Annotated in this window: 25 protein-coding genes and 1 tRNA gene; 20 read left to right on the forward strand and 6 right to left on the reverse strand. The window is 69.4% G+C overall.

What is annotated here, in order from left to right:
• The first annotated feature begins 9 nt into the window (after positions 1 to 9).
• The 8 genes from ilvD to serA all read left to right on the forward strand — a co-directional run bounded on the left by ilvD (position 10) and on the right by serA (position 8,590).
• A complete protein-coding gene (gene ilvD, locus VC184_RS06735) occupies positions 10 to 1,716 on the forward strand; it encodes a dihydroxy-acid dehydratase (protein WP_112614394.1) in 1,707 nt (568 codons plus the stop codon).
• Between the two features lie 46 nt (positions 1,717 to 1,762).
• A complete protein-coding gene (locus VC184_RS06740; RefSeq protein WP_323987599.1) occupies positions 1,763 to 3,565 on the forward strand; it encodes an acetolactate synthase large subunit in 1,803 nt (600 codons plus the stop codon).
• A 1-nt stretch (position 3,566) separates the two neighbouring features.
• Positions 3,567 to 4,076 (forward strand): acetolactate synthase small subunit, encoded by a 510-nt coding sequence (gene ilvN / locus VC184_RS06745; protein ID WP_071918201.1) that lies wholly within the window; start codon positions 3,567 to 3,569, stop codon positions 4,074 to 4,076.
• Positions 4,077 to 4,112: 36 nt separating this feature from the next.
• Positions 4,113 to 5,138, forward strand: a complete 1,026-nt coding sequence (gene ilvC / locus VC184_RS06750) for a ketol-acid reductoisomerase (protein WP_023951072.1) — start codon at positions 4,113 to 4,115, stop codon at positions 5,136 to 5,138.
• Positions 5,139 to 5,278: 140 nt separating this feature from the next.
• Positions 5,279 to 6,001, forward strand: a complete 723-nt coding sequence (locus tag VC184_RS06755) for a hypothetical protein (protein ID WP_282502478.1) — start codon at positions 5,279 to 5,281, stop codon at positions 5,999 to 6,001.
• Between the two features lie 57 nt (positions 6,002 to 6,058).
• Positions 6,059 to 6,526: a hypothetical protein gene (locus VC184_RS06760; protein ID WP_282502479.1), complete on the forward strand. Its 468-nt coding sequence runs from the start codon at positions 6,059 to 6,061 to the stop codon at positions 6,524 to 6,526.
• Positions 6,526 to 6,855 carry a hypothetical protein gene (locus tag VC184_RS06765; RefSeq protein WP_282502480.1) on the forward strand — a complete coding sequence of 110 codons (330 nt, stop codon included), beginning with the start codon at positions 6,526 to 6,528 and terminating at the stop codon, positions 6,853 to 6,855. The genes VC184_RS06760 and VC184_RS06765 overlap by 1 nt, the downstream gene beginning before the upstream one ends.
• Before the next feature lie 130 nt (positions 6,856 to 6,985).
• The gene (gene serA, locus VC184_RS06770) at positions 6,986 to 8,590 is read left to right on the forward strand and encodes a phosphoglycerate dehydrogenase (protein ID WP_269266450.1); all 1,605 of its coding nucleotides are present in this window, start codon (positions 6,986 to 6,988) and stop codon (positions 8,588 to 8,590) included.
• Between the two features lie 43 nt (positions 8,591 to 8,633).
• On the opposite strand, the gene VC184_RS06775 is transcribed toward serA, so the two are convergent.
• Positions 8,634 to 9,179: a TetR/AcrR family transcriptional regulator gene (locus VC184_RS06775; RefSeq protein ID WP_181574124.1), complete on the reverse strand. Its 546-nt coding sequence runs from the start codon at positions 9,177 to 9,179 to the stop codon at positions 8,634 to 8,636.
• Positions 9,180 to 9,242: 63 nt separating this feature from the next.
• Between VC184_RS06775 and VC184_RS06780 the strand changes: the two genes are divergently transcribed.
• From VC184_RS06780 to VC184_RS06805, 6 genes are all read left to right on the forward strand, one after another.
• A complete protein-coding gene (locus tag VC184_RS06780; protein WP_282502481.1) occupies positions 9,243 to 10,790 on the forward strand; it encodes an MFS transporter in 1,548 nt (515 codons plus the stop codon).
• A 38-nt stretch (positions 10,791 to 10,828) separates the two neighbouring features.
• Positions 10,829 to 11,881: a 3-isopropylmalate dehydrogenase gene (locus VC184_RS06785; protein WP_274177778.1), complete on the forward strand. Its 1,053-nt coding sequence runs from the start codon at positions 10,829 to 10,831 to the stop codon at positions 11,879 to 11,881.
• A 41-nt stretch (positions 11,882 to 11,922) separates the two neighbouring features.
• Positions 11,923 to 13,029: a branched-chain amino acid aminotransferase gene (locus VC184_RS06790; RefSeq protein ID WP_323987601.1), complete on the forward strand. Its 1,107-nt coding sequence runs from the start codon at positions 11,923 to 11,925 to the stop codon at positions 13,027 to 13,029.
• Position 13,030: 1 nt separating this feature from the next.
• Positions 13,031 to 13,795: a fumarylacetoacetate hydrolase family protein gene (locus VC184_RS06795; protein ID WP_323987603.1), complete on the forward strand. Its 765-nt coding sequence runs from the start codon at positions 13,031 to 13,033 to the stop codon at positions 13,793 to 13,795.
• The gene (locus VC184_RS06800; RefSeq protein ID WP_282502486.1) at positions 13,788 to 15,077 is read left to right on the forward strand and encodes an MFS transporter; all 1,290 of its coding nucleotides are present in this window, start codon (positions 13,788 to 13,790) and stop codon (positions 15,075 to 15,077) included. The genes VC184_RS06795 and VC184_RS06800 overlap by 8 nt, the downstream gene beginning before the upstream one ends.
• 61 nt (positions 15,078 to 15,138) lie before the next feature.
• On the forward strand, positions 15,139 to 15,315 hold the full coding sequence (locus tag VC184_RS06805; RefSeq protein WP_269266446.1) for a hypothetical protein: 177 nt from the start codon (positions 15,139 to 15,141) through the stop codon (positions 15,313 to 15,315).
• Positions 15,316 to 15,341: 26 nt separating this feature from the next.
• Here the strand turns inward: VC184_RS06805 and VC184_RS06810 are convergent, their stop codons facing one another.
• On the reverse strand, positions 15,342 to 16,391 hold the full coding sequence (locus VC184_RS06810) for an aminotransferase class V-fold PLP-dependent enzyme (RefSeq protein ID WP_323987604.1): 1,050 nt from the start codon (positions 16,389 to 16,391) through the stop codon (positions 15,342 to 15,344).
• An 80-nt stretch (positions 16,392 to 16,471) separates the two neighbouring features.
• On the opposite strand from VC184_RS06810, the gene VC184_RS06815 reads away from it, so the two are divergent.
• The 3 genes from VC184_RS06815 (at position 16,472) to VC184_RS06825 (ending at position 19,108) form a co-directional block, all read left to right on the forward strand.
• Positions 16,472 to 17,428: a LysR family transcriptional regulator gene (locus VC184_RS06815; protein ID WP_269266444.1), complete on the forward strand. Its 957-nt coding sequence runs from the start codon at positions 16,472 to 16,474 to the stop codon at positions 17,426 to 17,428.
• 10 nt (positions 17,429 to 17,438) lie between these two features.
• A complete protein-coding gene (gene gltX, locus VC184_RS06820) occupies positions 17,439 to 18,953 on the forward strand; it encodes a glutamate--tRNA ligase (protein ID WP_323987605.1) in 1,515 nt (504 codons plus the stop codon).
• A gap of 83 nt (positions 18,954 to 19,036) precedes the next feature.
• Positions 19,037 to 19,108 (forward strand) — tRNA-Gln (locus tag VC184_RS06825).
• Between the two features lie 59 nt (positions 19,109 to 19,167).
• On the opposite strand, the gene VC184_RS06830 is transcribed toward VC184_RS06825, so the two are convergent.
• Positions 19,168 to 20,415, reverse strand: coding sequence for an MFS transporter (locus VC184_RS06830; RefSeq protein WP_323987606.1), 1,248 nt, complete (start codon positions 20,413 to 20,415; stop codon positions 19,168 to 19,170).
• A gap of 146 nt (positions 20,416 to 20,561) precedes the next feature.
• Between VC184_RS06830 and VC184_RS06835 the strand changes: the two genes are divergently transcribed.
• The 3 genes from VC184_RS06835 to VC184_RS06845 are packed head-to-tail and all read left to right on the forward strand — an operon-like array spanning position 20,562 to position 22,469.
• Entirely contained in the window at positions 20,562 to 20,819 is a 258-nt protein-coding gene (locus VC184_RS06835; RefSeq protein ID WP_282502494.1) for a hypothetical protein, read from the forward strand.
• A 23-nt stretch (positions 20,820 to 20,842) separates the two neighbouring features.
• On the forward strand, positions 20,843 to 21,391 hold the full coding sequence (locus VC184_RS06840; protein ID WP_323987607.1) for a TetR/AcrR family transcriptional regulator: 549 nt from the start codon (positions 20,843 to 20,845) through the stop codon (positions 21,389 to 21,391).
• Between the two features lie 25 nt (positions 21,392 to 21,416).
• Entirely contained in the window at positions 21,417 to 22,469 is a 1,053-nt protein-coding gene (locus tag VC184_RS06845) for a 2,3-butanediol dehydrogenase (RefSeq protein WP_323987608.1), read from the forward strand.
• An 83-nt stretch (positions 22,470 to 22,552) separates the two neighbouring features.
• On the opposite strand, the gene VC184_RS06850 is transcribed toward VC184_RS06845, so the two are convergent.
• The 3 genes from VC184_RS06850 to VC184_RS06860 form a co-directional block, all read right to left on the reverse strand.
• On the reverse strand, positions 22,553 to 22,765 hold the full coding sequence (locus VC184_RS06850; protein WP_269266438.1) for a putative acetyltransferase: 213 nt from the start codon (positions 22,763 to 22,765) through the stop codon (positions 22,553 to 22,555).
• Positions 22,759 to 24,240 (reverse strand): SDR family NAD(P)-dependent oxidoreductase, encoded by a 1,482-nt coding sequence (locus tag VC184_RS06855; RefSeq protein ID WP_323987609.1) that lies wholly within the window; start codon positions 24,238 to 24,240, stop codon positions 22,759 to 22,761. The genes VC184_RS06850 and VC184_RS06855 overlap by 7 nt, the downstream gene beginning before the upstream one ends.
• 211 nt (positions 24,241 to 24,451) lie before the next feature.
• Entirely contained in the window at positions 24,452 to 26,464 is a 2,013-nt protein-coding gene (locus tag VC184_RS06860) for a DUF262 domain-containing protein (protein ID WP_323987610.1), read from the reverse strand.
• Positions 26,465 to 26,527: the final 63 nt, after the last annotated feature.

Raw genomic sequence — 26,527 nt, forward strand, 5'->3', positions numbered from 1 at the left:
AATTCGAGAATGTCCGACAGCTCCGAGACCATCGACATCAAGCCCCGCAGTCGTGCCGTCACCGACGGCATCGAAGCCACGACCTCCCGAGGCATGCTCCGTGCCGTCGGAATGGGCGACGAGGACTGGGACAAGCCCCAGATCGGCATCGCCTCGAGCTGGAACGAGATCACCCCCTGCAACCTGAGCCTCGACCGGCTCGCGCAGGGTGCCAAGGAGGGCGTCCACTCGGGCGGCGGCTACCCGCTGCAGTTCGGCACCATCTCCGTCTCGGACGGCATCTCGATGGGCCACGAGGGCATGCACTTCTCCCTCGTGTCGCGCGAGGTCATCGCCGACTCGGTCGAGGCCGTCATCATGGCCGAACGCCTCGACGGCACGGTCCTGCTCGCCGGCTGCGACAAGTCGATCCCCGGCATGATGATGGCGAGCGCGCGCCTCGGCCTGTCGAGCGTCTTCCTGTACGCCGGCTCGACGATGCCGGGCTGGGTCAAGCTGAGCGACGGCACCGAGAAGGACGTCACGATCATCGACTCGTTCGAGGGTGTCGGCGCGTGCCGTGCCGGAAAGATGAGCGAGGCGGACCTCAAGCGCATCGAGTGCGCGATCGTCCCGGGGGAGGGTGCCTGCGGCGGGATGTACACCGCCAACACGATGGCCTCCGTCGGCGAGGCCCTCGGCCTCAGCCTGCCGGGCTCCGCCGCGCCGCCGTCGGCCGACCGCCGTCGCGACTACTACGCCCATCGCTCGGGCGAGGCCGTCGTCAACCTCCTGCGTCAGGGCATCACGACGAAGGACATCCTGACGAAGGAGGCCTTCGAGAACGCGATCGCCCTCGTCATGGCCCTCGGTGGCTCGACGAACGCCGTCCTCCACCTCCTCGCGATCGCCCGCGAGGCGGAGGTCGACCTGAGCCTGCACGACTTCAACCGCATCGGCGACAAGACGCCGCACGTCGCGGACATGAAGCCCTTCGGCCAGTACGTCATGAACGACGTCGACCGGCACGGCGGCATCCCCGTCGTCATGAAGGCCATGCTCGACGAGGGGCTGCTGCACGGCGACGCTCTGACCGTGACCGGAAAGACTCTCGCCGAGAACCTCCGCGACCTCGACCCGGAGCCGATCGACGGCAAGGTCATCCACACGTTCGACAACCCGATCCACGCCAGCGGCGGCATCACGATCCTGCACGGCTCGCTCGCCCCCGAGGGCGCCGTCGTCAAGACCGCAGGCTTCGACGCCGCGGTGTTCGAGGGGCCCGCGCGTGTGTTCGAGCGCGAGCGCGCGGCGATGGATGCCGTGGCGAACGGTGAGATCGAGCCGGGCTCGGTCATCGTCATCCGCTACGAAGGCCCGAAGGGTGGACCGGGCATGCGCGAGATGCTCGCCATCACCGCCGCCATCAAGGGCGCCGGGCTCGGAAAAGATGTACTACTCTTGACGGACGGACGATTCTCAGGCGGCACAACCGGCCTGTGCATCGGCCACATAGCACCCGAAGCGGTGGACGCAGGTCCCATCGCATTCGTGCGCGATGGTGATCTGATACGGGTCGATATCGCGGCTCGCTCCCTCGACCTACTCGTCGACGAGGCTGAGCTGAACGCCCGCCGTGACGGCTGGGCCCCTCTTCCCCCGCGCTATACCCGTGGCGTTCTGGCCAAGTACTCCAAGCTCGTGCGCTCCGCCGCGGAGGGCGCGACCACCGGCTGACTTCGGCTCCGACATCGTCTCCTCTTCTCCAGCGAGGTTCATCACCATGTCCACCGACATCTCCGCGGCCATTCCCCGGCCGCCGTCCCGCACACCCTCGGCACCCGTGATCACGGGAGCAGAGGCCGTTGTCCGATCGCTCGACAATCTCGGCGTCACCGAGGTCTTCGGGCTCCCGGGCGGCGCGATCATGCCCGTCTACGACCCGCTCATGGACGACGAGGCGGTGCGCCACATCCTCGTCCGTCACGAGCAGGGTGCAGGGCACGCGGCCGAGGGCTACGCCGCGGCGTCCGGCCGGGTCGGCGTCGCGATCGCCACCTCGGGCCCGGGCGCGACCAACCTCGTGACGGCGATCGCCGACGCGTACATGGACTCCGTCCCGCTCGTCTGCATCACCGGGCAGGTGTTCTCGACCCTCATGGGCACGGATGCCTTCCAGGAAGCCGACATCGTCGGCATCACGATGCCGATCACGAAGCACTCGTTCCTCGTGAAGACCGCCGAGGAGATCCCCGGCGCGATCGCCGCGGCGTTCGAGATCGCCGGCACCGGCCGCCCCGGCCCGGTTCTCGTGGACATCACGAAGGACGCTCAGCAGAACAGCGCGCCGTTCGTGTGGCCGCCGAGGATCGACCTGCCGGGATATCGTCCGGTGACCAAGGCGCACGGCAAGCAGATCCAGGCGGCTGCGCAGCTTCTCGCCGAGTCGCACAAGCCCGTGCTGTACGTGGGCGGCGGTGTCATCCGCGGCGGCGCATCCGACGAGCTGCTGACGCTCGCGGAGGCGACCGGCGCACCCGTGGTCACGACGCTCATGGCGCGCGGCGCCTTCCCCGACTCGCACCCGCAGCACCTCGGCATGCCGGGCATGCACGGCACGGTGCCCGCGGTGCTCGCGCTGCAGGAGTCCGATCTGATCGTCGCCCTCGGTGCGCGCTTCGACGACCGTGTCACCGGCAAGGCGTCGTTGTTCGCGCCGCACGCCAAGGTCGTGCACGTCGACATCGATCCGGCCGAGATCTCGAAGATCCGCTTCGCCGACGTCCCGATCGTGGGCGATGTGCGCGACGTGCTGGTCGACCTTGAGTCGGCCTTCCGCGGCGTCATCGGTGACGGCAAGCCCGACACGACCGAGTGGTGGGCCTACCTCGACGGGCTGCGTGAGGAGTTCCCGCTCGGTTACGCCCCGACGACCGACGGGCTGCTGTCGCCGCAGCACGTGATCCAGCGGATCGGCGAGCTCACGGGCCCCGAGGGCGTCTACGCCTCGGGCGTCGGCCAGCACCAGATGTGGGCCGCACAGTTCATCAAGTACGAGCGCCCCAACTCATGGCTCAACTCCGGCGGCGCCGGCACGATGGGCTACGCGGTGCCCGCTGCCATGGGTGCGAAGGTCGCTCAGCCGGAGCGCGTCGTCTGGGCGATCGACGGCGACGGCTGCTTCCAGATGACGAACCAGGAGCTCGCGACCTGCGTCATCAACCAGATCCCGATCAAGGTCGCGATCATCAACAACTCGTCGCTGGGCATGGTGCGGCAGTGGCAGACGCTGTTCTTCGATGGCCGTCACTCGAACACCGACCTGAACACCGGCCACGGAACGGCGCGCGTCCCCGATTTCGTCAAGCTCGGCGAAGCGTACGGCTGCCTCGCCATCCGGGTCGAGACCGAGGACCAGATCGACGACGCCATCAAGCTCGCCCTCGAGACGAACGATCGCCCCGTCGTGATCGACTTCGTCGTGAGCGCAGACGCGATGGTGTGGCCGATGGTCCCGCAGGGTGTGAGCAACAGCTACATCCAGTACGCCCGCGAGCACGCGCCCGCATTCGACGAGGAGGCCTGAGATGTCGCGCCACGTGCTGAGCCTCCTGGTGGAGGACAAGCCGGGTCTGCTGACCCGTGTCGCCGGGCTGTTCGCCCGACGCGGCTTCAACATCGAGTCGCTCGCCGTCGGCGTCACCGAGGTGCCGGGGCTCTCGCGCATCACGGTCGTCGTCGATGTCGAGGAGTTGCCGCTCGAGCAGGTGACCAAGCAGCTGAACAAGCTCGTGAACGTCATCAAGATCGTCGAGCTCGACTTCTCGTCGTCGGTGCAGCGCGAGCACATCCTCATCAAGGTGCGGGCCGACAACCAGACCCGCTCGAACGTGATCGAGGTCGCGAACCTGTTCCGCGCCGCGATCGTCGACTACGCCCCCGACGCGCTGGTGGTCGAGGTGACCGGAGACCGCGGCAAGATCGACGCGATCCTCCGCGCCTTCGAGCCCTTCGGCATCAAGGAGCTGGCCCAGTCCGGCCTGCTCGCCATCGGGCGCGGCGGCAAGAGCATCACCGAGCGCGTTCTGCGCGGCTGACCTTCCGAACCACGAATCAAGGAGAAACACACGAACATGGCCGAGATCTTCTACGACGACCACGCCGACCTGTCCATCATCCAGGGCAAGAAGGTCGCGATCGTCGGCTACGGCTCGCAGGGACACGCCCACGCCCAGAACCTCCGCGACTCCGGTGTCGAGGTCGTCATCGCGCTCAAGGACGGCTCGAAGTCGGCCGCGAAGGCGCAGGACGAGGGCTTCGAGGTCAAGAACGTCGCGGATGCCGCAGAGTGGGCCGACCTCATCATGATCCTGGCTCCCGATCAGCACCAGCGCTCGATCTACGCCGACTCCATCAAGGACAAGCTCACGGCGGGCAAGACCCTCGCGTTCGCGCACGGCTTCAACATCCGCTTCGGCTACATCGACGCTCCCGAGGGCGTCGACGTCATCCTCGTCGCCCCGAAGGCCCCGGGCCACACGGTGCGCCGCGAGTTCGTCGCGGGTCGCGGCATCCCCGACATCATCGCCGTCGAGCGCGACGCGTCCGGCTCGGCCTGGGACACCGCGCTTTCGTACGCGAAGGCCATCGGCGGCACCCGCGCGGGTGTCATCAAGACCACCTTCACGGAGGAGACCGAGACCGATCTCTTCGGCGAGCAGGCCGTGCTCTGCGGTGGCATGAGCCACCTCGTCCAGTACGGCTTCGAGACGCTGATCGAGGCCGGCTACCAGCCCCAGATCGCGTACTTCGAGGTGCTGCACGAGCTCAAGCTGATCGTCGACCTCATGTGGGAGGGCGGCATCGCCAAGCAGCGCTGGTCGATCTCCGACACCGCCGAGTACGGCGACTACGTCTCGGGCCCGCGCGTGATCTCGCCGGAGGTCAAGGAGAACATGAAGGCCGTGCTCGCCGACATCCAGTCGGGCGCGTTCGCGCAGCGCTTCATCGCCGACCAGGACAACGGCGCCACCGAGTTCCTCGGCCTCCGCGAGAAGGAGCAGGGCCACCCGATCGAGGCGACCGGCAAGGAGCTGCGCGGACTCTTCGCCTGGAAGCAGCAGGACAGCGACTACATCGAGGGCAGCGCCGCGCGCTGACCCGTCACGAGCGGCACAGTCCGCTCCGCGACCCTCGGCGGCACCCCGTCGAGCCCGGCCTCGTGCCACGGAAGCCCGGTCCCCATCAGGGGCCGGGCTTTCGGCGTGCCCCCACAGTCGTGACCTTTTACGATGGATGCATGCCCGTCCGTAAGAAGCAGTTCGCTCGCGCGCGCCTGGGGGCGGTGTGCGTCGCAGCTTCTGTGATCGCGGGGGCGATCACCGCACCGTCCGCCTGGTCGGTCACCGCCGATGAGATCGAGGTCGTCCCGCGATCGGACGCCCCGGTTGCGCCCGTGATCCCGGATGAGGAATCGGACGAGGGCGTCCCGACGCCCGCGCCGGGTGAGACCGAGACGCCGTCGCCGGCGCCGACCAGCGAACCGTCGCCGACGGATGGCGAGCCGACTCCGGCGCCGACCACGAGTCCGGCACCGAGCCCGTCCTCTCCGGCGGACCCCCCGCCGACGGTGCCCGTCGAGCAGCCGCCCGCGCCGACGCCGCCGCGCATCGAGACCGACGCCCAGGTCGAGCTGCGCGCTTCTACTGCTATCCGACTCGGCGCCTTGCTGCGGCTCGCGCCGCGTGGCACCGACATGGCAACGCCCACCCCCGAACCGAGCGACGCGGTCCACATCGACGGCGGTCCTGACGTGGGCGGGTCGGCGCAGCTCGGCGCTTCCGTCCCCGCTGAAGACCCGACGGGGCGGACCGACGCGGTCCGAGTCGGATCGTTGCACGACGGGTCGGGCGAGGAACTCACGCGACCCGTCGTCTGGGCGCCGTGGGCCGGAGCGCTCGCTCTGGCCGGCGCCGGTGTCGCGATTCTGGTGCTGCGCGGCGGTCGTCAGATCGGTCGCTGATCGGCGCGGCACGGCGCCGCGCCCGTGCCGGCCGTGGTCGCGCGGTACTCTGAGCAGGTGACGAGCCGCGATGACGACGCCCTGAGCTGGGCGGGGGACGACGATCCGACACTCGTGTCCGCGGCCACGGGTCAGCCCACGCCGGCGGCGTCCGGCCCTAGGGAGAACGATTCCAGGGAGACGGCGTCCGACCTGCCTGCCGAGTCGGCGGAGCACCCCTCGTCCGAGGGCCTGAGCAGTGCTGCTCTCATCTCGCTCGGTGTCCTCGGCGGGATCTATCTGCTGTACTCGGTCGGCTGGTTCGTCGGCGGCATGCGCGTCCACAACCTGAGCGGACTGCTCGGGATCGAGACGGCCGTCACCATCCCGGTGCTCGTGCTCGCCGTCGCCGCGCCGGCGATCTGGTTCACGGCCGCCTACGTCCTCACTCGGAGTTCGCGCGCGTGGATTCGATTCGCCTGGCTCGTCGCGGGAGCGCTGCTTCTCGTTCCGTGGCCCTTCGCGACGCTCGGGGCGGTGAGCTGATGGTGTCGAACGAAGCGCAGCCGTCACGGAAGGCGCCCCCGGTCTGGCGGGTGGCGACTGTCGCGGGCGCGTTCGGTCTGTTCTACGCGTATGCGGTCTGGGCGGCGGTCCCGCTCCTCTTCGCGCCCTCTCCGGCACGCACCGCTGTCGGGTGGGTGGCGGTCGTCGCCGCGGTCGTGATGCCGATCGTGATCTTCGCCGGGGCTTTCGCGCTCGGTTGGCGCCGGCCGTCCTGGGCGTTCGCGCTCATTCTGCTGGGCGGCCTCGGGCTTGCGTCCGTGTTCTTCCTCAACGTCATCTCGTTCGCGCTCACCTCCGGTGCGGTCTGACGCGGCGGAACGTCACACGGTCATGGGTGTCGCCGACGCCGCGCTAGGCTGAGACGACCCGCCGCACCGCCGTCGGCTGTCGTGGCGACCACCCGTTCCGCGCTTCTGCGCATGCTCCAGAGGATCGTCCGTGCCCCAGCCCGTCGTGCTCATCGCCGAAGAACTCTCGCCCGCCACGATCGATGCCCTCGGTCCTGATTTCGAGATCCGATCCGTCGACGGCGCCGACCGTGCCGCGCTGCTGCCGGCTCTCGCCGACGCGCATGCTGTGCTGATCCGATCGGCGACCAAGATGGATGCCGAGGCGATCGCTGCCGCGCCCTCGCTGAAGGTCATCGCTCGCGCGGGCGTCGGACTCGACAACGTCGACATCAAGGCCGCAACTGCTGCCGGTGTGATGGTGGTCAACGCTCCGACATCCAACATCATCTCCGCGGCCGAGCTCACCGTCGGCCACATCCTCAGCCTTGCGCGCCACATTCCCGCGGCTCACGCGTCGCTCGCGACCGGTGCGTGGAAGCGCTCGTCCTTCACCGGAACCGAGCTGTTCGAGAAGACCGTGGGCATCATCGGCCTCGGCCGTATCGGTGCGCTGATCGCTGCGCGACTGCAGGCATTCGGCGTCAACGTCGTGGCATACGACCCCTACGTCACTCCCACCCGTGCACAGCAGCTCGGCGTGACGCTGTTGAGCCTCGACGACCTGCTCGCGCAGAGCGATTTCGTCACGATCCACATGCCCAAGACGCCTGAGACGACCGGCATGATCGGCGCCGAGCAGTTCGCGCGCATGAAGAAGTCCGCCTACGTCGTCAACGTCGCTCGCGGCGGCCTGATCGACGAGGAGGCCCTCTACGCCGCTCTCACGACCGGCGAGATCGCCGGGGCGGGGCTCGACGTGTTCACGAGCGAGCCGCCGAAGGAGGACGGCACGGCGTACCCGCTGCTCTCTCTGCCGAACGTCGTCGTCACGCCGCACCTCGGCGCGTCGACCGATGAGGCTCAGGAGAAGGCGGGCGTCTCGGTCGCGAAGTCGGTCAAGCTCGCTCTCGAGGGCGACCTCGTGCCCGATGCCGTCAACGTCGCCGGGGGTGTCATCGACCCCTTCGTCCGCCCCGGCATCGCGCTCGTCGAGCAGCTCGGCCAGATCTTCACGGGTCTTGCGCCCAGCGCACTGACGAGCCTCGACATCGAGGTCCGCGGCGAGCTGGCCGCCTACGACGTGAGCGTGTACCGTCTCGCCGCGCTGAAGGGCATCTTCACCAATATCGTCAGCGAGAACGTCTCGTACGTGAACGCACCGCTCTTCGCCGAGCAGCGCGGCATCGAGACTCGTCTCATCGTCGAGGCCGACAGCCCGCTCTACCGCAACATCACCATTCTCCGGGGCACCCTCTCCGACGGGTCGGTCCTGACGGTCGAGGGCACTCTCGCCGGAACGCGGATGGTTCCGAAGGTGGTCGGTATCAACGGTTACGAGGTCGAGGTGCCGATCGAGCGTCACCACGTCGTCATGCGCTACGCCGACCGGCCCGGCATCGTCGCGATCTACGGCCAGAAGCTGGGGGAGGCGGGCATCAACATCGCCGGTCTGCAGGTCGCGCGGCCGGACGCCTCGGGCCGCGCGCTCTCGGTGCTCACGGTCGATTCGCCGGTGCCCGACCACCTTCTCGACGAGATGCGCGAGGCCGTGGCCGCAGACCTGTTCCGCCAGATCGAGCTGACCGAGGTCTGAGTGCTCTATTCGATGCCCGGGGCGGATTCGTCCCGGGCATCGGTCATGGTCGGGCGACGCTGAGCACCAGCCGGATGAGTGCGTCGAAGTCTTCGCCCTGGGGGAGTGGACCCACGACAGCGCCCGCCCCCAGCGCGTTGTTGAAGTAGAGGCCGTCGCCGACCAGAAGCACGAGCTGCAGCGCCGTCTCGTCGCGCGTGTGCTCGCGGAGCGCCTCTTCCCACAGGGTGCGGACGTCGCGCAGCGCGGCGCTCGCGGCGGGGTGACCGCTCTGAGCCAGACGGGAACCGGCCAAGAGCGCGCGATCGAGCGCGCTGTCCTCCATCACCGACGTGCGGAGATAGGCCGCGACGATCCCCTCGGGATGCTGCGCCATGTCGTCGACGTCGAGACGCGCGAGCTCCATCATCCGCTCCAGGAGGGCCGTCTCGAGCGCCTCCTTCGAGGCGTAGTGGTACAGCAGCCCTCCCTTCGAGACCCCGGCTGCGGCGGCGACAGCGTCCATCGTGGCGCCGCGGGCTCCGTCGGAGATCAGGAGATTCTCGTACGCGTCGAGCACGCTCTCGCGTGCGCGTGGGGGACGACTCATGTCCTCAATCCTCTCGCGTCTCGGCGTTCGGTCCTGTTACTATACCGGCTGGACGGTGAACTAATGACGTTGACAGAAGAGATCGCAATCGCAGACGGCCAGGGCCGACGGGTCGGCTGGCGGGGGTGGGCCGCGCTCGGCGTGCTGATGCTGCCGGTGCTGCTCGTATCGGTGGACAACACGGTGCTGAGCTTTGCGCTGCCCGAGATCGCACGAGCCCTGAGTCCCACCAGCGCGCAACAGCTCTGGATCATCGACGTGTATCCGCTCATCCTCGCGGGACTCCTCGTGACGATGGGGTCGCTCGGCGATCGCTTCGGTCGGCGCCGGATGCTGCTGGTCGGCGCGACCGGGTTCGCAACGGTCTCCGCCCTGGCGGCTTTCGCGCCCAACGCCGAGATGCTCATCGCGGCGAGGGCGGCGATGGGCGTGTTCGGCGCCATGCTGATGCCGTCGACGCTGTCGCTGCTGCGAAGCATCTTCACCGACCGGGACCAGCGCCGGCTCGCCATCGCGGTCTGGGCCTCGATGTTCTCGGCGGGCGCCGCGCTCGGTCCGATCGTCGGCGGCGTGCTGCTCGAGCATTTCAGCTGGGGGTCGGTGTTCCTCATGGCGGTGCCGGTACTCGTGCCGCTGCTCGTGCTCGCGCCCTTCCTCGTTCCCGAGAGCCGCGATCCGCGGCCGGGGCGCATCGATCCGATCAGCATCGCCCTGTCGATGCTGACGATGGTGCCGATCGTCTACGCCATCAAGGACTTCGCGGTGAAGGGGTGGGGCATCACCCCGCCGCTGCTGTTCGCGCTCGGGCTGGTGTTCGGCTGGCTCTTCGTGCGGCGCCAGCTTCGCGTGAACGAACCGATGCTCGACATGCGACTGTTCTCCCGGGGCACCTTCAGTGGTGCGCTGCTGGTCAACCTCCTGAGCGTCGTGGCCCTCGTCGGGTTCCTGTACTTCGTGACGCAGCATCTGCAGCTGATCGTCGGTCTCTCGCCGCTGCAGGCCGGGCTCGCGCTCGTGCCCGGTCTGGCCATGATGATCGTCGCGGGCCTGGGAGTCGTGCCCATCTCGCGCCGGGTGTCGCCTCGCATCGTCGTGCCCGCGGCACTGACGCTGTCGGCCGCCGGGTACGTCATGATCGCGCTCCTGACCGACGCCGAGAGCATGATCGAGCTCGTGCTCGCGTTCGCCCTGCTGGGTATGGGCATCGGCGCGGCGGAGACGGTGTCGAACGAACTCGTGCTCGCGAGCGCCCCGCCGGCGAAGGCCGGAGCGGCCAGTGCAGTGTCCGAGACTGCGTACGAGGTGGGCGCCGTGCTGGGAACAGCGGTGCTCGGCGGCATCCTCACCGCGATGTATCGCGTCGGGATGGCGGTCCCCGAAGGGGTGCCAGCCGAGGCCGCTGATGCAGCGCGCGAGACTCTCGCGGGAGCCGTCAACGTCGCGCAGGGTCTGCCCGAGCCGATCGGACGTCAGCTGATGGATGCGGCCGCGCACGCGTTCGACTCCGGCGTCGGCGTGACCGCGGCGATCGGCGCTGTGCTCGTCGTCTGCGCGGGCATCATCGCGGCCACTACGCTGAAGGGATCCCACTCGCGGCCCGCCGAGCACTGAGCGCTCGGCGCGCCGCTTCGCCGAGAACGAGGAGAGCGATGTCGCGCGTCGTGAAGCTGGCCGTGATTCCGGGCGACGGAATCGGTCCCGAGGTCGTCGCCGAGGCCGAGAAGGTGCTCGACGCGGCCGTGGCGGGGACGGATGTGGTCATCGACAGGACGCGGTTCGCGCTCGGTGCGGCGCGCTACCTCGAGACCGGTGACACGCTCACGGACGACGACCTCGCGGCGATCGCGGGGCACGATGCGATCCTCCTCGGCGCGGTCGGGGGAGTGCCCGGCGACCCGCGGCTGCGCGACGCGAACATCGAGCGGGGACTCCTGCTCAAGCTTCGCTTCGAGCTCGACCACTACGTCAACCTCCGACCGTCGAAGCTGTATCCGAGCGTTCCGGGTCCGCTCGCCGACCCCGGGGAGATCGACTTCGTCGTGGTCCGCGAGGGCACCGAGGGGCCGTACGTCGGCAACGGCGGCAGCATCCGCCGCGGCACCCCGCACGAGGTCGCGAACGAGACCTCGGTGAACACCGCTTTCGGTGTCGAGCGTGTCGTGCGCTACGCGTTCGATCTGGCCGAGCGCCGGCGGCAGAAGCTGACGCTGGTGCACAAGACGAACGTTCTCGTGCACGCGGGCGGGATCTGGAAGCGCATCGTGGACGAGGTGGCCGCTGAGCACCCCGACGTCGCCGTAGACTATCTCCACGTCGACGCGGCGACGATCTTCCTGGTCACGAACCCGGGCCGCTTCGATGTGATCGTCACCGACAACCTCTTCGGCGACATCCTGACCGACTTGGCCGGCGCCGTCACCGGAGGCATCGGCCTCGCCGCTTCGGGGAACATCAACCCCGACGGCGCGTTCCCCTCGATGTTCGAGCCCGTTCACGGATCGGCGCCCGACATCGCGGGCCAGCAGAAGGCCGATCCCACGGCCGCGATCCTCTCCGTCTCGTTGCTGCTCGATCACCTCGGGCTCACGGAGGCCGCTCGACGCGTGACACGCGCGGTCGAGGCTGACATCGCGGACCGCAGCTCGGACCCGCGCACCACGACACAGATCGGCGACGCGATCACGGCTCGACTCCAGGCGTAGCCTGGAAGCCGCCCGCCGCCCGACATTCTCTGGGAAGACAGATGACGCTCCTCGAAAACGACCCCGACGCCGGACTCGAAGTCCTCGAGTTCGCCGTCACGCGAAACCTCACCGCAGCCTCGGCTGCCCGTCGCGAGGAGATCCTCGCGAATCCCGGGTTCGGCACCCACTTCACCGACCACATGGTGGACATCTGCTGGTCGGTCCGGGGCGGCTGGCACCGCCCGCGCGTCCAGCCGTACGGTCCGATCACCCTCGATCCGGCTGCGGCGGTGCTGCACTACGGCCAGGAGATCTTCGAGGGCATCAAGGCCTATCGTCACGCCGACGGCTCGGTCCATACCTTCCGACCCGACCAGAACGGTCGGCGGCTCCAGCGCTCCGCGCGCCGCCTCGCGCTGCCCGAGCTGCCGGTCGAATGGTTCATCCAGTCGCTCCGCGAGCTCATCGCCGTCGATGGGGATTGGGTGCCCTCCGGCGCTGATCAGTCGCTCTATCTGCGGCCGTTCATGTTCGCGAAGGAGGCGTTCCTCGGCGTGCGCCCCGCGAACAAGGTCGCGTACTACCTGATCGCGAGCCCGGCGGGTGCTTACTTCACCGGGGGTGTGAAGCCTGTCTCGATCTGGCTCAGCGAGGACTACGCCCGCGCAGGCAAGGGCGGCACGGGCGCCGCCAAGACCGGCGGCAACTACGCGTCGAGCCTGCTCCCGCAGGCCGAGGCGTACGAGAACGAATGCGACCAGGTCGTCTTCCTCGATCAGGACCGCAACGTGGAGGAGCTCGGCGGCATGAACGTCGTGTTCGTCTACAAGGACGGCACGATCGTCACGCCGCAGTCCGACTCGATCCTCGAAGGGATCACCCGCGACTCGATCCTGCAGCTCGCGCGCGACCGCGGGCACAAGGTCGAGGGACGCGCCGTCTCGCTCGACGAGTGGCGCCAGGGCGTGGCATCCGGTGACATCGTCGAGGTCTTCGCCTGCGGTACCGCTGCCGTCGTGACGCCGATTGGGATTCTCAAGGGCCACGACTTCTTCGACGAGCAGCCGGTCGGCGAGCTCGCCCTGTCGCTGCGCGAAGAGCTCACCGACATCCAGTACGGACGACGCGAAGACAAGCACGGCTGGCTCGTGCGATTGGACGGCTGAGATGAAGATCGTACGGTTCTCCCACAACGAGGCCATCCGCTACGGCATCCTCGACGGCACCGACCTGGTGACCCTGGCAGGCGACCCGATGTACGCGGGCTACGACACGACGGGCGAGCGCGTTGCGCTCAGCGACGCCGTGCTGCTGGCTCCCGTCATCCCGCGATCCAAGATCATCGCCGTCGGCCGGAACTACCGCGAGCACGCCGCGGAGTTCGGCAATGAGGTGCCCGCGGAACCCTTGCTGTTCTTCAAGCCGAACACCTCGGTGATCGGTCCCGGCGACGCCATCATCCGCCCGACCCAGTCGCAGCAGGTGGACTTCGAGGGCGAGCTCGCCGTCGTCATCGGCAAGGTCACCCGCAACGTCTCCGCCGACGACGCGCTCAGCCATGTGTTCGGCTACTCGATCGCGAACGATGTCACGGCACGCGACCTGCAGCGCAGCGACGGCCAGTGGACGCGGGCGAAGGGCTTCGACACGTTCTGCCCGCTCGGGCCGGCCATCGAGACCGAGTTCGACCCGTCACAGGCCGAGCTCGTCGCCCGGGTGAACGGCGACGAGAAGCAGCGTGCACCGCTGACCGACATGGTCCATGGCATCGCCGACCTCATCGCCTACGCCTCGGCGGCGTTCACGCTGCTGCCGGGCGACGTCATCCTGACGGGAACGCCTGCCGGCGTCGGGCCACTCAGCGCGGGCGATGTCGTGGAGGTCGAGATCGATGGTCTCGGCATCCTGCGCAACATCGTCCGGGATGCCTGACACGATCGGAACTCCTGCTCCGAGCGCGGCGTCCGCCGGCGTCCCACGGGAGGTCGTGCGGCGCCGCGCGCTGGTCGTGCTCTCGCTCGGCCAGGTGCTCGGCGGCATCGGTTTCGGGTCGACCATCTCGCTCGGAGCGGTCATCACCGAGCGGCTCACGGGCGACGAGGCTCTGGCGGGTCTCCCGACTGCTGCGGTGACGCTGGGGGCTGCTCTGCTGGCGGTGCCGTTGGCCTCGTTCGCGTCGCGGTCGGGGCGACGCCCGGCGCTCGCCCTCGGGATGCTGCTGGCGCTCGTCGGCGTCGCGCTCGTGGTCGTGGGGACGGCGGCAGCGCTGTTCCCGGTTCTGCTCGTCGCCTTCGCGTTGATCGGCGCCGGCCAGGCCGCGAATCTGCAGTCCCGGTTCGCCGCGACCGATCTCGCGACCGATCGCACGCGCGGGCGCGACCTCTCGATCGTCGTGTGGGCGACCACCATCGGCGCTGTGCTCGGTCCGAACCTGATCGGCGCCGGTGAGGCGCTCGGCGACGTGGTGGGGATGCCTCCCCTGACCGGGCCGTACCTCTTCACGGCGGTCGCGCAGCTGCTGGCCATCGCCTTATACCTCGTCGCTCTGCGGCCCGACCCGCTGTTGCTCGCGCGCACGGCGAGCGCCGAGGCACCCCAGGCGCCGGCGACGCGCCGGGCGCAGGCCGACCGACCCGGTGCCGCCCGATACGCCGTGCTCGCGATCGCCGGATCGCACGGGGTCATGGTGTCGGTCATGGCGATGACGCCTCTGCATCTCGTCCACCACGGTGCGGAACTCTCGGTCGTCGGGCTCACCATCAGCCTGCACATCGCCGGCATGTATGCGCTGTCACCTCTCTTCGGCATCCTCGCCGACCGTCTCGGGCGCGTGGCGACGGTCCTGCTCGGTCAGGCTCTGCTCGCCGCCTCGCTCGTCGTCGCCGCGATGGGAGCCGACTCGGCCCTCGCTGTCACTGCCTCACTGATTCTGCTCGGGCTCGGCTGGAGCGGAGCCACCGTGGCGGGATCGGCGCTGCTCACCGAGGCGTCGTCGCCGGAGCGCCGGACCGCGCGTCAGGGACGCAGCGACGCCATCATGAACGTCGTCGGGGCCGCGGGCGCCGCCGCGGCCGGGGGAGTGTTGGGCGTCCTCGGCTACGCGGGTCTAGCGGTGTGCGCTCTCGCTGTCGTCGCTGTCGTCGTGATCGGCGGACTTCTGGCTGGCCGGTCTATGCGTTCGCCCGACCGTTCGAACCACCCCGTCGGCACCTAGACCCTGGGCCGCTCAGCGGCAAGCATTTTGCTCCGGGGCGGAAGGCTGGCACCGTGGAGTCATGAGCCACCGCGCACAGTTGATCATCGCCCTCGTCTCGAGCGCGATCCTCTTCCTCTCGATCGCGCTGATGTTCGCGCTGGTGATCATCAGCTTCTTCACCGATGGCATCGACTTCGCGGGTGATTCCCACATCGCCGATGCGCTCGCGTCGACCGGGTGGGCACTGACAGCGTGACGCCGCCCACCGCCGTGCTCCGCTGATCAGCCGAGGAGGGCGGTCGCGGCCAGCTCGACGTCGGCCTCGTCGTTGAAGACGTGGAACGCGATGCGCGCATTGCCGCGACGGCCGGATGCCGCCACCCCGGCGGACGTCAGCCGTGCGAGATCCGTACCGGCGGGGTCGGGCCACGTGACGATCGGGGTCGCCCGCAGAGGCTCGGGAAGTCCGAGCCGCTCGCGAAAGGCTGAGGCGAGACCGGTCACCCGCGCGTGCAGGGCCGCAGGGTCGGCATCCGCGAACATCGCCAGTGCTGGTTCGGCGCCCACCATCGCCTGCCACGCTGGCGACACATCGAAGCGCCGCGCCGAGCGCGCGAGTGACGCGTCGACGCCGTAGCACGCGGCCCACGGGTCCTCGCCGGCGTACCATCCGGCGTGGAGGGGTGTGAGCGTCGCTGCGAAGTCGTCGGCGAGCACGAGGAACGCCACGCCGCGAGGCGCGCACAGCCACTTGTACGTGTGGCAGACGAGGGCGTCGAACTGCCCGGCGTCGAGGGGGAGCCAGCCCGCCGCCTGCGTCGCGTCGCAGAGGGTGCGTGCTCGGGCACGCTGCGCGGCCTCGGCGATCGCGGCCGCGTCGGCGACCTCTCCCGTGGCCGACTGCACGATCGAGAATGCGACCAGGTCGACATCCGGAGTGATCGCGTCGGCGAGGTCGGCGAGCGGGACGGCGCGGACTCGGATGCCGCGCCCGGCGTGCGCGAACGGGAGAACGAGCGAGGAGAACTCGCCCTCGGGGCACAGCACGGTTGCGCCATCGGGGAGCGAAGCCGCGATCATGCCGACCAGGACCGACGTCTGCGACCCGATGGCCACGTGCTCGGGGTCGGTCGACACCAATCGGGCGAAGTGGGCGCGGCAACGCTCGGCCACGTCCGCGTAATGAACGAGATCGGGCCGGGCATCGAGGTCGGCGACGACCGCCGCCCGCGTCGCGACCGTCGGCAGGCCCGTGCTGCAGGCGGCGAGATAGCCCCGAGCCCCCGGGAACGCGGCGTGAAGCTCCTCCGGTGTGAGAGTCGTCGTCTGCATGCATCCAGGCTGCGCAATCGTGATCTATTGGTCTACGGCAGGATTTGCATACAAAGCATCACGCCTAGTTATCTATCCGGATGGATACCCCGGACTATCGTCTCGACGTCACCGAGTTGCGCGTCGTGCGCGCCGTCGCCGACGGTGGCTCCATCACGGCGGCAGCGACGGCCCTGGGCTACAGTCAGCCGGCCGTGAGCCAGCAGATCAAGCGGCTGGAACAGCGCCTCGGCGTGCCGGTCGTCGAGCGGGTCGGGCGACGGATGCGGCTCACCGAAGCAGGCCGCGTGATCGCCCGGCACGCGGCGGCGGTCGCGACGGTCATCGAGGCGGCCTCCGGTGAACTGGCCGAGCTCGCCGGATTGCGGTCGGGGACCGTGCGCATGGTCGGCTTCCCCTCCGCTTCGCCGACGGTGCTGCCGCGGCTGATGGACCGGCTCGCCCTGGCGGAGCCGGGGCTGACCCTGACATACGTCGAGGCGGAGCCGCCCGAGGCGATCGCCGATGTGCGCGCAGACCGGGCCGACATCGCTCTGACGTTCGGTTACCCGGGTGATCGGAGCGACCCGCACGGTGAGAACGTCCGAGGACTCGACACCGAGGTCATCGGGTACGACGACCTGCTGGCGGTGCTGCCGGCCGACCACCCTGCCGCCCGCGGGTCGGGGGCCATCGAGATCGCGCCACTTGCGCACGAGGCCTGGATCGCCGGATGCCCCCGCTGCCGTGGTCATCTGCTCGAGGTGTGCGGCCGAGCCGGGTTCGAGCCCGCGATCCGCTTCGAGACCGACAATTTCGTCGCGGTCGAGCAGCTCGTGGCCCAGGGAATCGGTGTCGCCACTCTTCCCGGGCTCGCGGTCGCGTCATTCCCTCTCCTCCCCGGTGTGGTGACGCGACCGCTTCCCGCGAGCGAACGCCGCGCCATCCACGCGGTCTCCGCGGGCGGAGCGGGCCGGGTTCCCGCGGTGGCATCGGTCCTCGGCCACCTGCGGGCGGTCGTCGCGGAGCTCACCGGCGGCGACGCTCACGAGAACTAAGCTGGAGGGGATGTCCACCGCACCGCACCCCGCCACCACGACCGCCGCCGGAACCGATGTCCGCGTGCGGTTCTGCCCGTCGCCGACCGGTCTGCCGCACGTCGGCCTCATCCGCACGGCCCTGTTCAACTGGGCCTACGCGCGCCACAACGGCGGCAAGATGGTCTTCCGCATCGAAGACACCGACGCCGCGCGCGACAGCGAGGAGAGCTATCAGCAGCTGCTCGAAGCGCTGCGGTGGCTCGAGATCGACTGGGATGAGGGCGTCGAGAAGGGCGGCCCTCACGCGCCGTACCGCCAGTCGCAGCGCCACGAGATCTACCGCGAGGTGCTCGACAAGCTCATCTCCGCCGGGGTCGTCTACGAGTCGTACTCGACCGCCGAGGAGATCGACGCCCGCAACGAGGCGAACGGCCGCGCGAAGCAGCTCGGTTACGACAACTTCGACCGTGACCTCACCGGCGAGCAGAAGGCCGCCTTCCGTGCCGAGGGTCGCGAGCCCGCATGGCGCCTGCGCGTGCCCGACCACGACCTCACCTTCGTCGATCTCATCCGCGGCGAGGTGACCTTCCCCGCCGGGTCGTTCCCCGACTTCGTCATCGTTCGCGCCGGCGGCGTTCCGCTCTACACGTTCGTGAATCCCGTCGACGACGCGCTCATGGGCATCACCCACGTTCTGCGCGGCGAGGACCTCATGCCGTCGACGGCGCGTCAGCTCGCGCTGTACGCGGCGCTCATCGAGGCCGGGGTCACCGATTTCGTCCCGCGGTTCGGTCACATGCCGCTCGTCCTCGGCGAGACCGGCAACAAGAAGCTGTCGAAGCGCGACCCGAAGGCCGATCTCTTCCTGCAGCGCGAGAAGGGCTTCATTCACGAGGGGCTACTGAACTACCTGTCGCTCCTCGGCTGGTCGATCGCGCCCGATCGCGACGTCTTCACGCGCGACGAGCTGATCGCCGCGTTCGACATCGCCGACGTGAACCCGAACCCGGCCCGCTTCGACCAGAAGAAGGCCGAGTCGATCAACGGCGACCACGTGCGGATGCTCGCGCCCGACGACTTCGCCGAGCGCCTCGTGCCCTACCTCGCCGGCGCCGGGCTGATCGAGAACCCTCCCACGGCGGCGCAGCGCGAGATCCTCGCGCCCGCGGCGCCCCTCGTCCAGGAGCGGATGCAGCTGCTCGGCGATGCACCGGGTCTGCTCGGCTTCCTGTTCCGCTCCGAGGTCGCCTACGACGACGATGCGCTCTCGGGTCTTCCGGCGAACGCGGGGGAGGTGCTCGTCGCGTCGGTCGGCGCCCTCGAGCTCGTTCCCGAGCAGGGCTTCACCGCAGCCGCGGTGCAGGATGCCCTCGCGCCCGCCCTCATCGAGGGGCTCGGGCTCAAGCCGCGTGTCGCCTACGGCCCGCTGCGTGTCGCCCTCAGCGGACGTCGCGTGTCGCCGCCGCTGTTCGAGTCGATGGAGCTGCTCGGCAAGGCCGAGACCATCCGCCGGCTCGACGCGCTCGTCCAGCGCGTCGGCTGACGCGCCCGGGCGGCGCTCGGTTAGGCCCCACCGCATCCGTCGGGTATAGTTGATCCTCGGTGCGACTGAGGTCAAACCGACCATGGGGTATGGTGTAATTGGCAACACGGCTGATTCTGGTTCAGTTGTTCTTGGTTCGAGTCCAGGTACCCCAGCTTCGAGAAAGGCCCCGCTTCGGCGGGGCTTTTCCGTTTCGTGTGCGACGTGGCCGCGGTCAGCGAGGCCGGGCAGACGGTGCCAGCCGCGGTGCCACGACCGCCGCCACGATCAGCGGTGCGGCCAAGAAGAGCCAGGCGGCAGCCGATGTCCCGGGCATCGCGAGCAGGACGCCGACGATGAGGTTGCCGATGAGCACCGCGATGCCCCCGCAGGTGGCGAGCAGGCCGAAGAACGACCCTGTCGGACGATCCTCCGCGAAGCGGGGCGCCAGCGACAGGGCTGTCGGGTTGGTCGTCATGTGGCCCGCCACGACGAGGGATGCCGCGACGACGACGATCGTGACGCGTGCGGCATCCGCCACCGGCGTCAGCGCGCCGACCGCGACGACGGCGAAGCCGGCGGCGGACAGCAGGTAGCCGGTGCGAAGGGCGACCGGCGCGCCGACGCGCGCCGACCAGCGGGCGACGGGGATTTGCAGCGTCAGCGTCAGGACCGACACCCACGCGAACATCCCGGCGGTCGCGGTGGCCGGGTGGTCCGTGGTGGCGAGCTGCAACGGCAACGCGAGGTAGAGCTGGTTGTACGCCAGCAGATCGGCGGCGTGAGCGGCCGAGAAGCCGACGAAGCGCCGGTCACGCAACGACCACCAGCGTCTCGTCGGGCCCGCCGCGACCTTCGACGTGTGTTCGCGGCTCGCGGCGGGCAGCGAGAATGCGAGGAACAGTCCGATCAGAACGAAGAAGCCGGCCCCGCAGAGGGCGACCGTTTCGAAGCCCCAGCCGAGGAGAGCGGCACCGATGACGGGGCCGGTCACAGCTCCCAGCTCGCCGGTGATGCTGAGCCAGGCGAAAAGCGAGGCACGTGGTCCGGTTCCCGCGGCCGGTCGCCGGCCCTCGGCGTCCGCGAGGAGCACGTTGAGCCCCGGTGAGAACAACGCTCCGCCGAGGCCCGTGAGGACGGTCCCGGCGACGAAGAGAGCGAGCTGGGGCGGTGCCAGCAGTAGGGATGCCGCGAGCGTCGTGAACCCGGCCACGCGAACGGCGCAGCCGAGGAGAATGACGCGGCGCGCGCCGATTCTGTCGGCGAGCACCCCGCCGACGAGGAACATGCCCTGCTGGGCGAACGTGCGGACCCCGAGTATCAGTCCGACCGTGGTGGCCGCGACGCCGAAGTCCTCGGTGAGGACGAGCGCGAGGAAGGGCACGACGGCGTAGAAGCCCGTGTTGAACAGGAACTGCGTCGTGAGCAGCGCCGGGGTGGGTGCGGAACGCGGTGCTGCGGCAGCGGGAGAGGGAATCTGCACGTTGGTTTCTCTTGAGCTTCGAATATGCCGTCCGGGGGCGCCGTCGGGTGCAGCGGAGGGGCGGGTCGTGCAAAGCACCCAGACGATCATCGCAAGGCGACGGCCATGCGGCCGCGAACGGCGTGCCGCCGAGTGACAATGGGCGTATGGGACTCTTCACGCAGCGACCCGAGGAACCGAGCGAATGGGCGGGTCTGCCCTCCGAGCCCGTTCGTCGGAAGTCGAACGCCGAGCTGCTGCCCGACGAGCCGCCGGCCGCCGACCCTGCGGGCGACCTGCTCGGCGGGGGCGGTATCGCGTCGATCTCGATTCCGCTGGCGGTTCCGACCGCGACGGAGGATGAAAACGCCGACGCCGACGCCGACGGCGAGCCGGGATCACGCAGCGAGCCGCCCACTGTCTGACAGGTGTCGGATAGGCTGATCACATGGACCCGCGGTCGATGCGCAGCCGAGAGGCACTGCGCCGGGCCGCGCTCGATCTGGCCGCTGTTCGTCCGCTTGCGGATCTGTCGGTCTCCGAGATCTGCCGCACGGCCGGCGTGACACGCGATACGTTCTACCGTCACGCCGATTCGCCCGTCGCGCTCGTCGCCGACGCGCTGAGCGTCGAGTTGGCGGAGGCTCTCTCCGACGTCGGCGAGCTCGACTCGCTCTCGACAGCCGAGGCCCTGCTGCTCTCGCACGTCAAGAAGCGAGCCGACGTGTACCGCGGGGCGCTGCATCCTTCGCTCGCCGCACCTATTCGTGGCGTGCTCGAGCGGGTCGTCGCCGGCGGCCTCGAGGAATGGCTCGCGCGGCATCCCGAGATCGAGCCGCCCGCGATGGACGACCAGTCGACGCGAGAGATCGCCGTCGCGTACGCGGCGGGCGGGACGGTCGCGGCGATCGAGGTCTGGCTGCGCTCCGGCGCGGACGACGTGGCGTGGGCGACGAGGGCGATCCTCGCCGCATCACCGGAATGGTGGCTGCGGTAACGCGGCCGAACGAGAGGAGATCACGATGAAGGCAGCAGTGTTCCACGCGAAGGAAGACCTCCGTGTGGAGAACGTCGACGAACCGACGGTGAACGCGGGCCAGGTGAAGCTGAAGAACGCTTTCGCGGGTATCTGCGGGTCGGATCTGCACGTCTACTACGCTCCGGAGGCCGCGGGCCTCACACTCGACGAGCCGCACCCCGTGACGGGCGCGCAGCTTCCGCAGATCCTCGGTCACGAGTTCGCGGGAACCGTCGTCGAGGTCGGCGACGGGGTCGAGGGGGTCGCGGTCGGCGACCGCGCCGCCGTCTGGCCCGTCTACTACTGCGGCGAGTGCCCCGCGTGCCAGAAGGGCATGTTCAACGCCTGCCAGAAGATCGGCTTCCACGGCCTCAGCTCTCACGGCGGCGGCATGGCGGAATACACGACGGTTCCGGCGTCGATGCTCCACAAGCTCCCCGAGAACGTCGATCTGCGGATGGGCGCCCTCGTCGAGCCCATGGCCGTCGCGTGGCACGCGGTCGAGCGCTCCTTCGTGAAGGCGGGGCAGACCGCGATCGTCGCGGGTGCCGGTCCCATCGGCATCGGCGTCTGGTTCGCTCTCAAGGCTCGCGGTGTCGAGAAGGTCCTCGTCTCAGAGCCGAGCGCCTCGCGGCGTGAGACGATCGCCGCGCTCGGTGCCACGGTCGTCCACCCCGTCTCGGGCGACCTCGCCGCCGCGGTGGCCGAGCTGACCGACGGACGCGGTGCCGACGTCGCGTTCGACGCCGCAGGCGCCGGCCCCGCCATCACGTCGGGACTCGCGAGCCTGGTGCCCGGCGGCCGCCTCGTCGTCGTGGCGATCCACGAGCGCGCGATGGAGTTCTCGCCGACGCAGCTCGTGATGGCCGAGACCGAGATCGCCGGGGCGCTGGCGTACCTGCCGGCCGACTTCGACGCCGTCATCGACGCGATGTCGCGCGGCGTCTACGACACGACGGGATGGGTCGAGGAGGTCCCGATCGACGGTGTCGTCGGCGCCATCGAGAAGCTCCGTGGTGGGGCCGGGGCGAAGATCCTCGTGCGTTCCGACGCCTGACGCCTGACGCCTCGAAGCGAAAGCCCGCGAGTCCGAGTCATCGGTTCGCGGGCTTTCGTGTTCTTGCTGAGCAGGAGCGGAGGTCAGGTGCGGCGCGGCCTCGGCGCCGGCGGCGGCGGGACGGGTTTGGCCGCGACGATGTCCGAGCGGCGGATACGTTCGACCCCGCGCTTGCCGTCCACCACGACCAGCTCGTCGTCGGCGCTCAGCAGCTCGCCAAGCGCGTCCGTCGCCTGTCCCGTCGGCAGCAGGTAGCGGACTACCACACGGCTGCCGGGGGCGGGGAGCCTCACCATGCGCCGGGGGAGTAGTCCTTGAGGAAGACCCCGAACAGATCTTCGCCGGCCTCGCCGCGAACGATCGGGTCGTAGACGCGGGCGGCGCCGTCGACGAGGTCGAGCGGGGCGTGGAAGCCTTCCTCGGCCAGACGGACCTTGGTCGGATGGGGACGCTCGTCGGTGATCCATCCGGTGTCGACGCTCGTCATCAGGATGCCGTCGGTCTCGAACATCTCCCGCGCGCTCGTGCGTGTGAGCATGTTCACGGCGGCCTTGGCCATGTTCGTGTGCGGGTGGCCGGGGCCCTTGTAACCGCGGTTGAAGACGCCCTCCATCGCGCTGACGTTGACGACGTAGGTGCGGCGGGCCGGGCTCGCGGCGAGCGAGGCGCGCAGCTTCGAGACCAGGAGGAAGGGGGCCGTGGTGTTGGCGAGCTGGACCTCGAGCATCTCGAGCGGGTCGACGTCGCCGACGCGCTGCGTCCACGAGTTGACGCTGTCGAGGTCGGGAATGAGTCCGCCGGCGTCGATCGCCGTGCCGGCGGCGAGGCGTTCGAGCGAGCTCGAACCCGCGGCCATCGCCTGCTCGGTGAGCTCGTCGGCGCGCGAGGCTGCGGCGGCGAGGATGGGGTGAGCGTTCACCGAACGCTCGAGCGCCTGCGGGTGCATGTCGTTGGTGTGACCGAACGTGACCAGCTCGGGCAGCGGTCCGTCCGGCAGCGGGGAGAGCTCGGCGTCGACGAGGGGCTGGTAGGCGCCGGGGGAGCGCCGCACTGTCTGCGTCGCGTTGTTGATGAGGATGTCGAGCGGACCGGCCGCGGCGACGTCATCCGCGAGTCCGACGACCTGGGCGGGATCGCGCAGGTCGATGCCGACGACCTTGAGCCGGTCGATCCACTCCGGCGAGTCGGGCAGGCTCGTGAACCGGCGAACCGCGTCGCGGGGGAAACGCGTCGTGATGGTGGTGTGCGCGCCATCGCGCAGCAGTCGGAGCGCGATGTACATCCCGATCTTGGCTCGGCCTCCCGTCAGCAGCGCTCGGCGACCCGTGAGATCGGTGCGAGCATCGCGCTTCGCGTGGCTGAGGGCGGCGCAGTCCGGGCAGAGCTGGTGGTAGAAGGCGTCCACGATCGTGTACGGCTGCTTGCAGATGTAGCAGGCGCGCGCCTTGATGAGGGTCCCGGCGATCGGAGCGGTCGTGGACGACGAGATCGGGATGCCGCGGGTCTCGTCGTCGATACGGTCGGGGGCGCCGGTCGCGGTGGCGTGCACCACGGCGCGGTCGGCGGAGGCAACGGCATCCCGGATCTCACGGCGCCGCACCTTCTTCGCCGCCTTGAACATCGCCGCTGTCGCGCGACGCACCGTGACGTAGTCCGGGTGGGCATGGTCGATATCGGCGAGCTGCTCCAGAACGCGGAGCGTCGCGGCGAGGTCGGCCGGATCGATGCCGCTGGGCGCTACGGAAGCGGGGGAGATCGTGTCGGGAAGCACACGGAATTCTACGACACCCGGTCTGAACGACTCCGGAGAAGGGGACGACCCCGCCGGAGATGAGATCTCACGGCGGGGCCGTCAGTGAGCCCTGGGAGAAAGTGACCCGAACACCGTCTCTACCGAGCCGCTCACGTACAACAGTGAAGCTACGCGGTCGCAGGCGGGGCGTCGGGGTCGTTGACGCCGCGCTTCCGACTCTGCTAGGCGATCAGCGCATCGCCTCGCCGATGTACGAGTACTTCAGGAAGACCTCCGACGCCCAGCCGGCCTCTTCGAGCACACCCTGAACGGCCGTGAGCATGTAACGGGAGTCCCAACCCATGTAGAGATAGCTGCCCTCGCCGAGCTCGTCCCACTGGCCGTTCCATGCCATCGCCGGGTACACCGGGCCCCCGCGACGAGCACTGAAGTCGACGACGCTCTGACGGGAGTCCACCCAGAGGCGCTTGAAGACGCGGTTGAACAGGTACCGGACGTCAGGCACCTCCCAATGCTCACCACGGAACTCGACGTAGTCGAACTCGCGCTGCCAGCCACGCGGCCAGCCCCGTCGCAGCTTGGCATCCAGGATCGGCGTGAGGTTGTCGTCGTCGATCCCTGTCAGCGCGGGACGGCGCCAGACCTCGACGAAGCGCGCCGCGAGCTCCTCGGTACGCGCCCCGATGGCTGCGGTGTCCCAGCTCGGGCGCTCGGCCACGTCGCGCGACATCTGCACCGAGCTGCCCGCGAGGAGAGGACGCAGCTGCGGGAAGGTCGCGTCTAGCGCGCGCTCCGCGCGATCCTGTTCGAGCAGCGTGAGGTTGCCGATCGTGTGCGCCAGGGCGCGGTGGCTGTTCTGCTCGTCTTCGCTGTAATCGGCGAAGCGTCGCGTGCCGTCTCCCGACCAGTCGTCGCCGGCACCGGCAGGGAAGACCGGCGAAACGTCGAGGAGGTCTGCGGGATCCACGTCGGCGAGGCGGCCGAGAACGTAGCGCGGGTGGGGGAGGTCGCTGTACTTGAGTCCGACGCGCACGCGCTCGTCCGAGGGCGTTATTCGCGCGATGGCGCGGGTCAGCGCGTCCGGCCCCTCGGCGTACGCACGGCACAGCCGTGCGACGAGCCGCTCCGTCGCGATGCCGACGACGACACGGCGCAGCAGGAGCGACTGGATGTCTTCGAGACGGGCGATCAGCTCGTCGCGGGGCAGGATGCCGGCGCGCTGGTCGTGAACGAGCCGCATCGCGAGCGGGAACATCTGACGTCCCAGCACCGCGAGGTAGCCGAGCTGCCGGCCGACCTCGGGGTCGTCGCTCGTGGCCGGGTCGAGGAGCTCGCGGTAGATCTCCGAGAACGTCCGCCAGCTCGTCGCGTGCTCCCGCAGGCTGCCGATGTCGAGCCGGGGGAACTGCTGCCGGAAGACGTCGTAGACGCCGCGTCCTCCGGTGATGAGCACCTCGCGCCCCGTGAGCATGACGAGGTAGTGGTTCCAGAATGACCCGATCGCGTCGCCGGTGTTCTGCTCGATCGGGAGCCAGTACTCCTGCTCGATCTCGTTCTGCTCGCCGTGCGTGAGCCCCATCAGCACGTAGTTGTGAATGAGCTCGTGGTCGCGCAGCGGCTCGCCCGTGGAGTTCAGGCTCTCGAAGATCTGCTGAGCGTTGGCCTGCGCCCCCAGAGTGATGGCGACGTGCTCGAGCTTCTGCAGGCCGCGCCACAGCGCGGCGGCCTCGCCGGGCCGGATCTGGCTGCGGAAGAACGCGTAGTTGTCGTCGAAGCGCGAGGCGCGCTGCTCGTCTTCGGGGGAGCGCCGGTCGAGGACGACGCTCTCGAAGACGTCGGCCCAGGCTCGGTGGGGACGGAGCTTGGTGCGCGTCGGGTCGTCGGCGCGGACGAGCACCGCCTCGAGCTCCCGCGCGAGGTCGGGATCGTCGTCGCGCAGCGTGTGGTGGAGTGCCGCGACGAGCAGCATCAGGGTCGTGATCCGCTGCTGACCATCGATGAGCACGAGCTGCGCGTCGTCGTCGGACGAGGTGCTCGCGGTGGAGAGGATCGATCCGATGAAGTGGGTATGAGTGTCGTCGGAGGCCGACACCGACCGGATGTCGCCGAGCAGCTGCTCGCACCCGCCGATGTCCCAGCGGTACTGCCGCTGATAGACCGGGACGACGATGGTGGTCTCGGATGCCGAGAGCCAGCCGATCGTGTTGACGGCGGTCGCTTCGACATTCGTGGCAGTGCTCATGTTCTCCGAAATCGCTCCTCGAAAACCCCGGACGAGTCTACCGGCGCGTTCAGGAGCCCTAGG

The organism is Microbacterium plantarum (assembly GCF_035231185.1).
Taxonomy (GTDB): Bacteria; Actinomycetota; Actinomycetes; order Actinomycetales; family Microbacteriaceae; genus Microbacterium; species Microbacterium plantarum.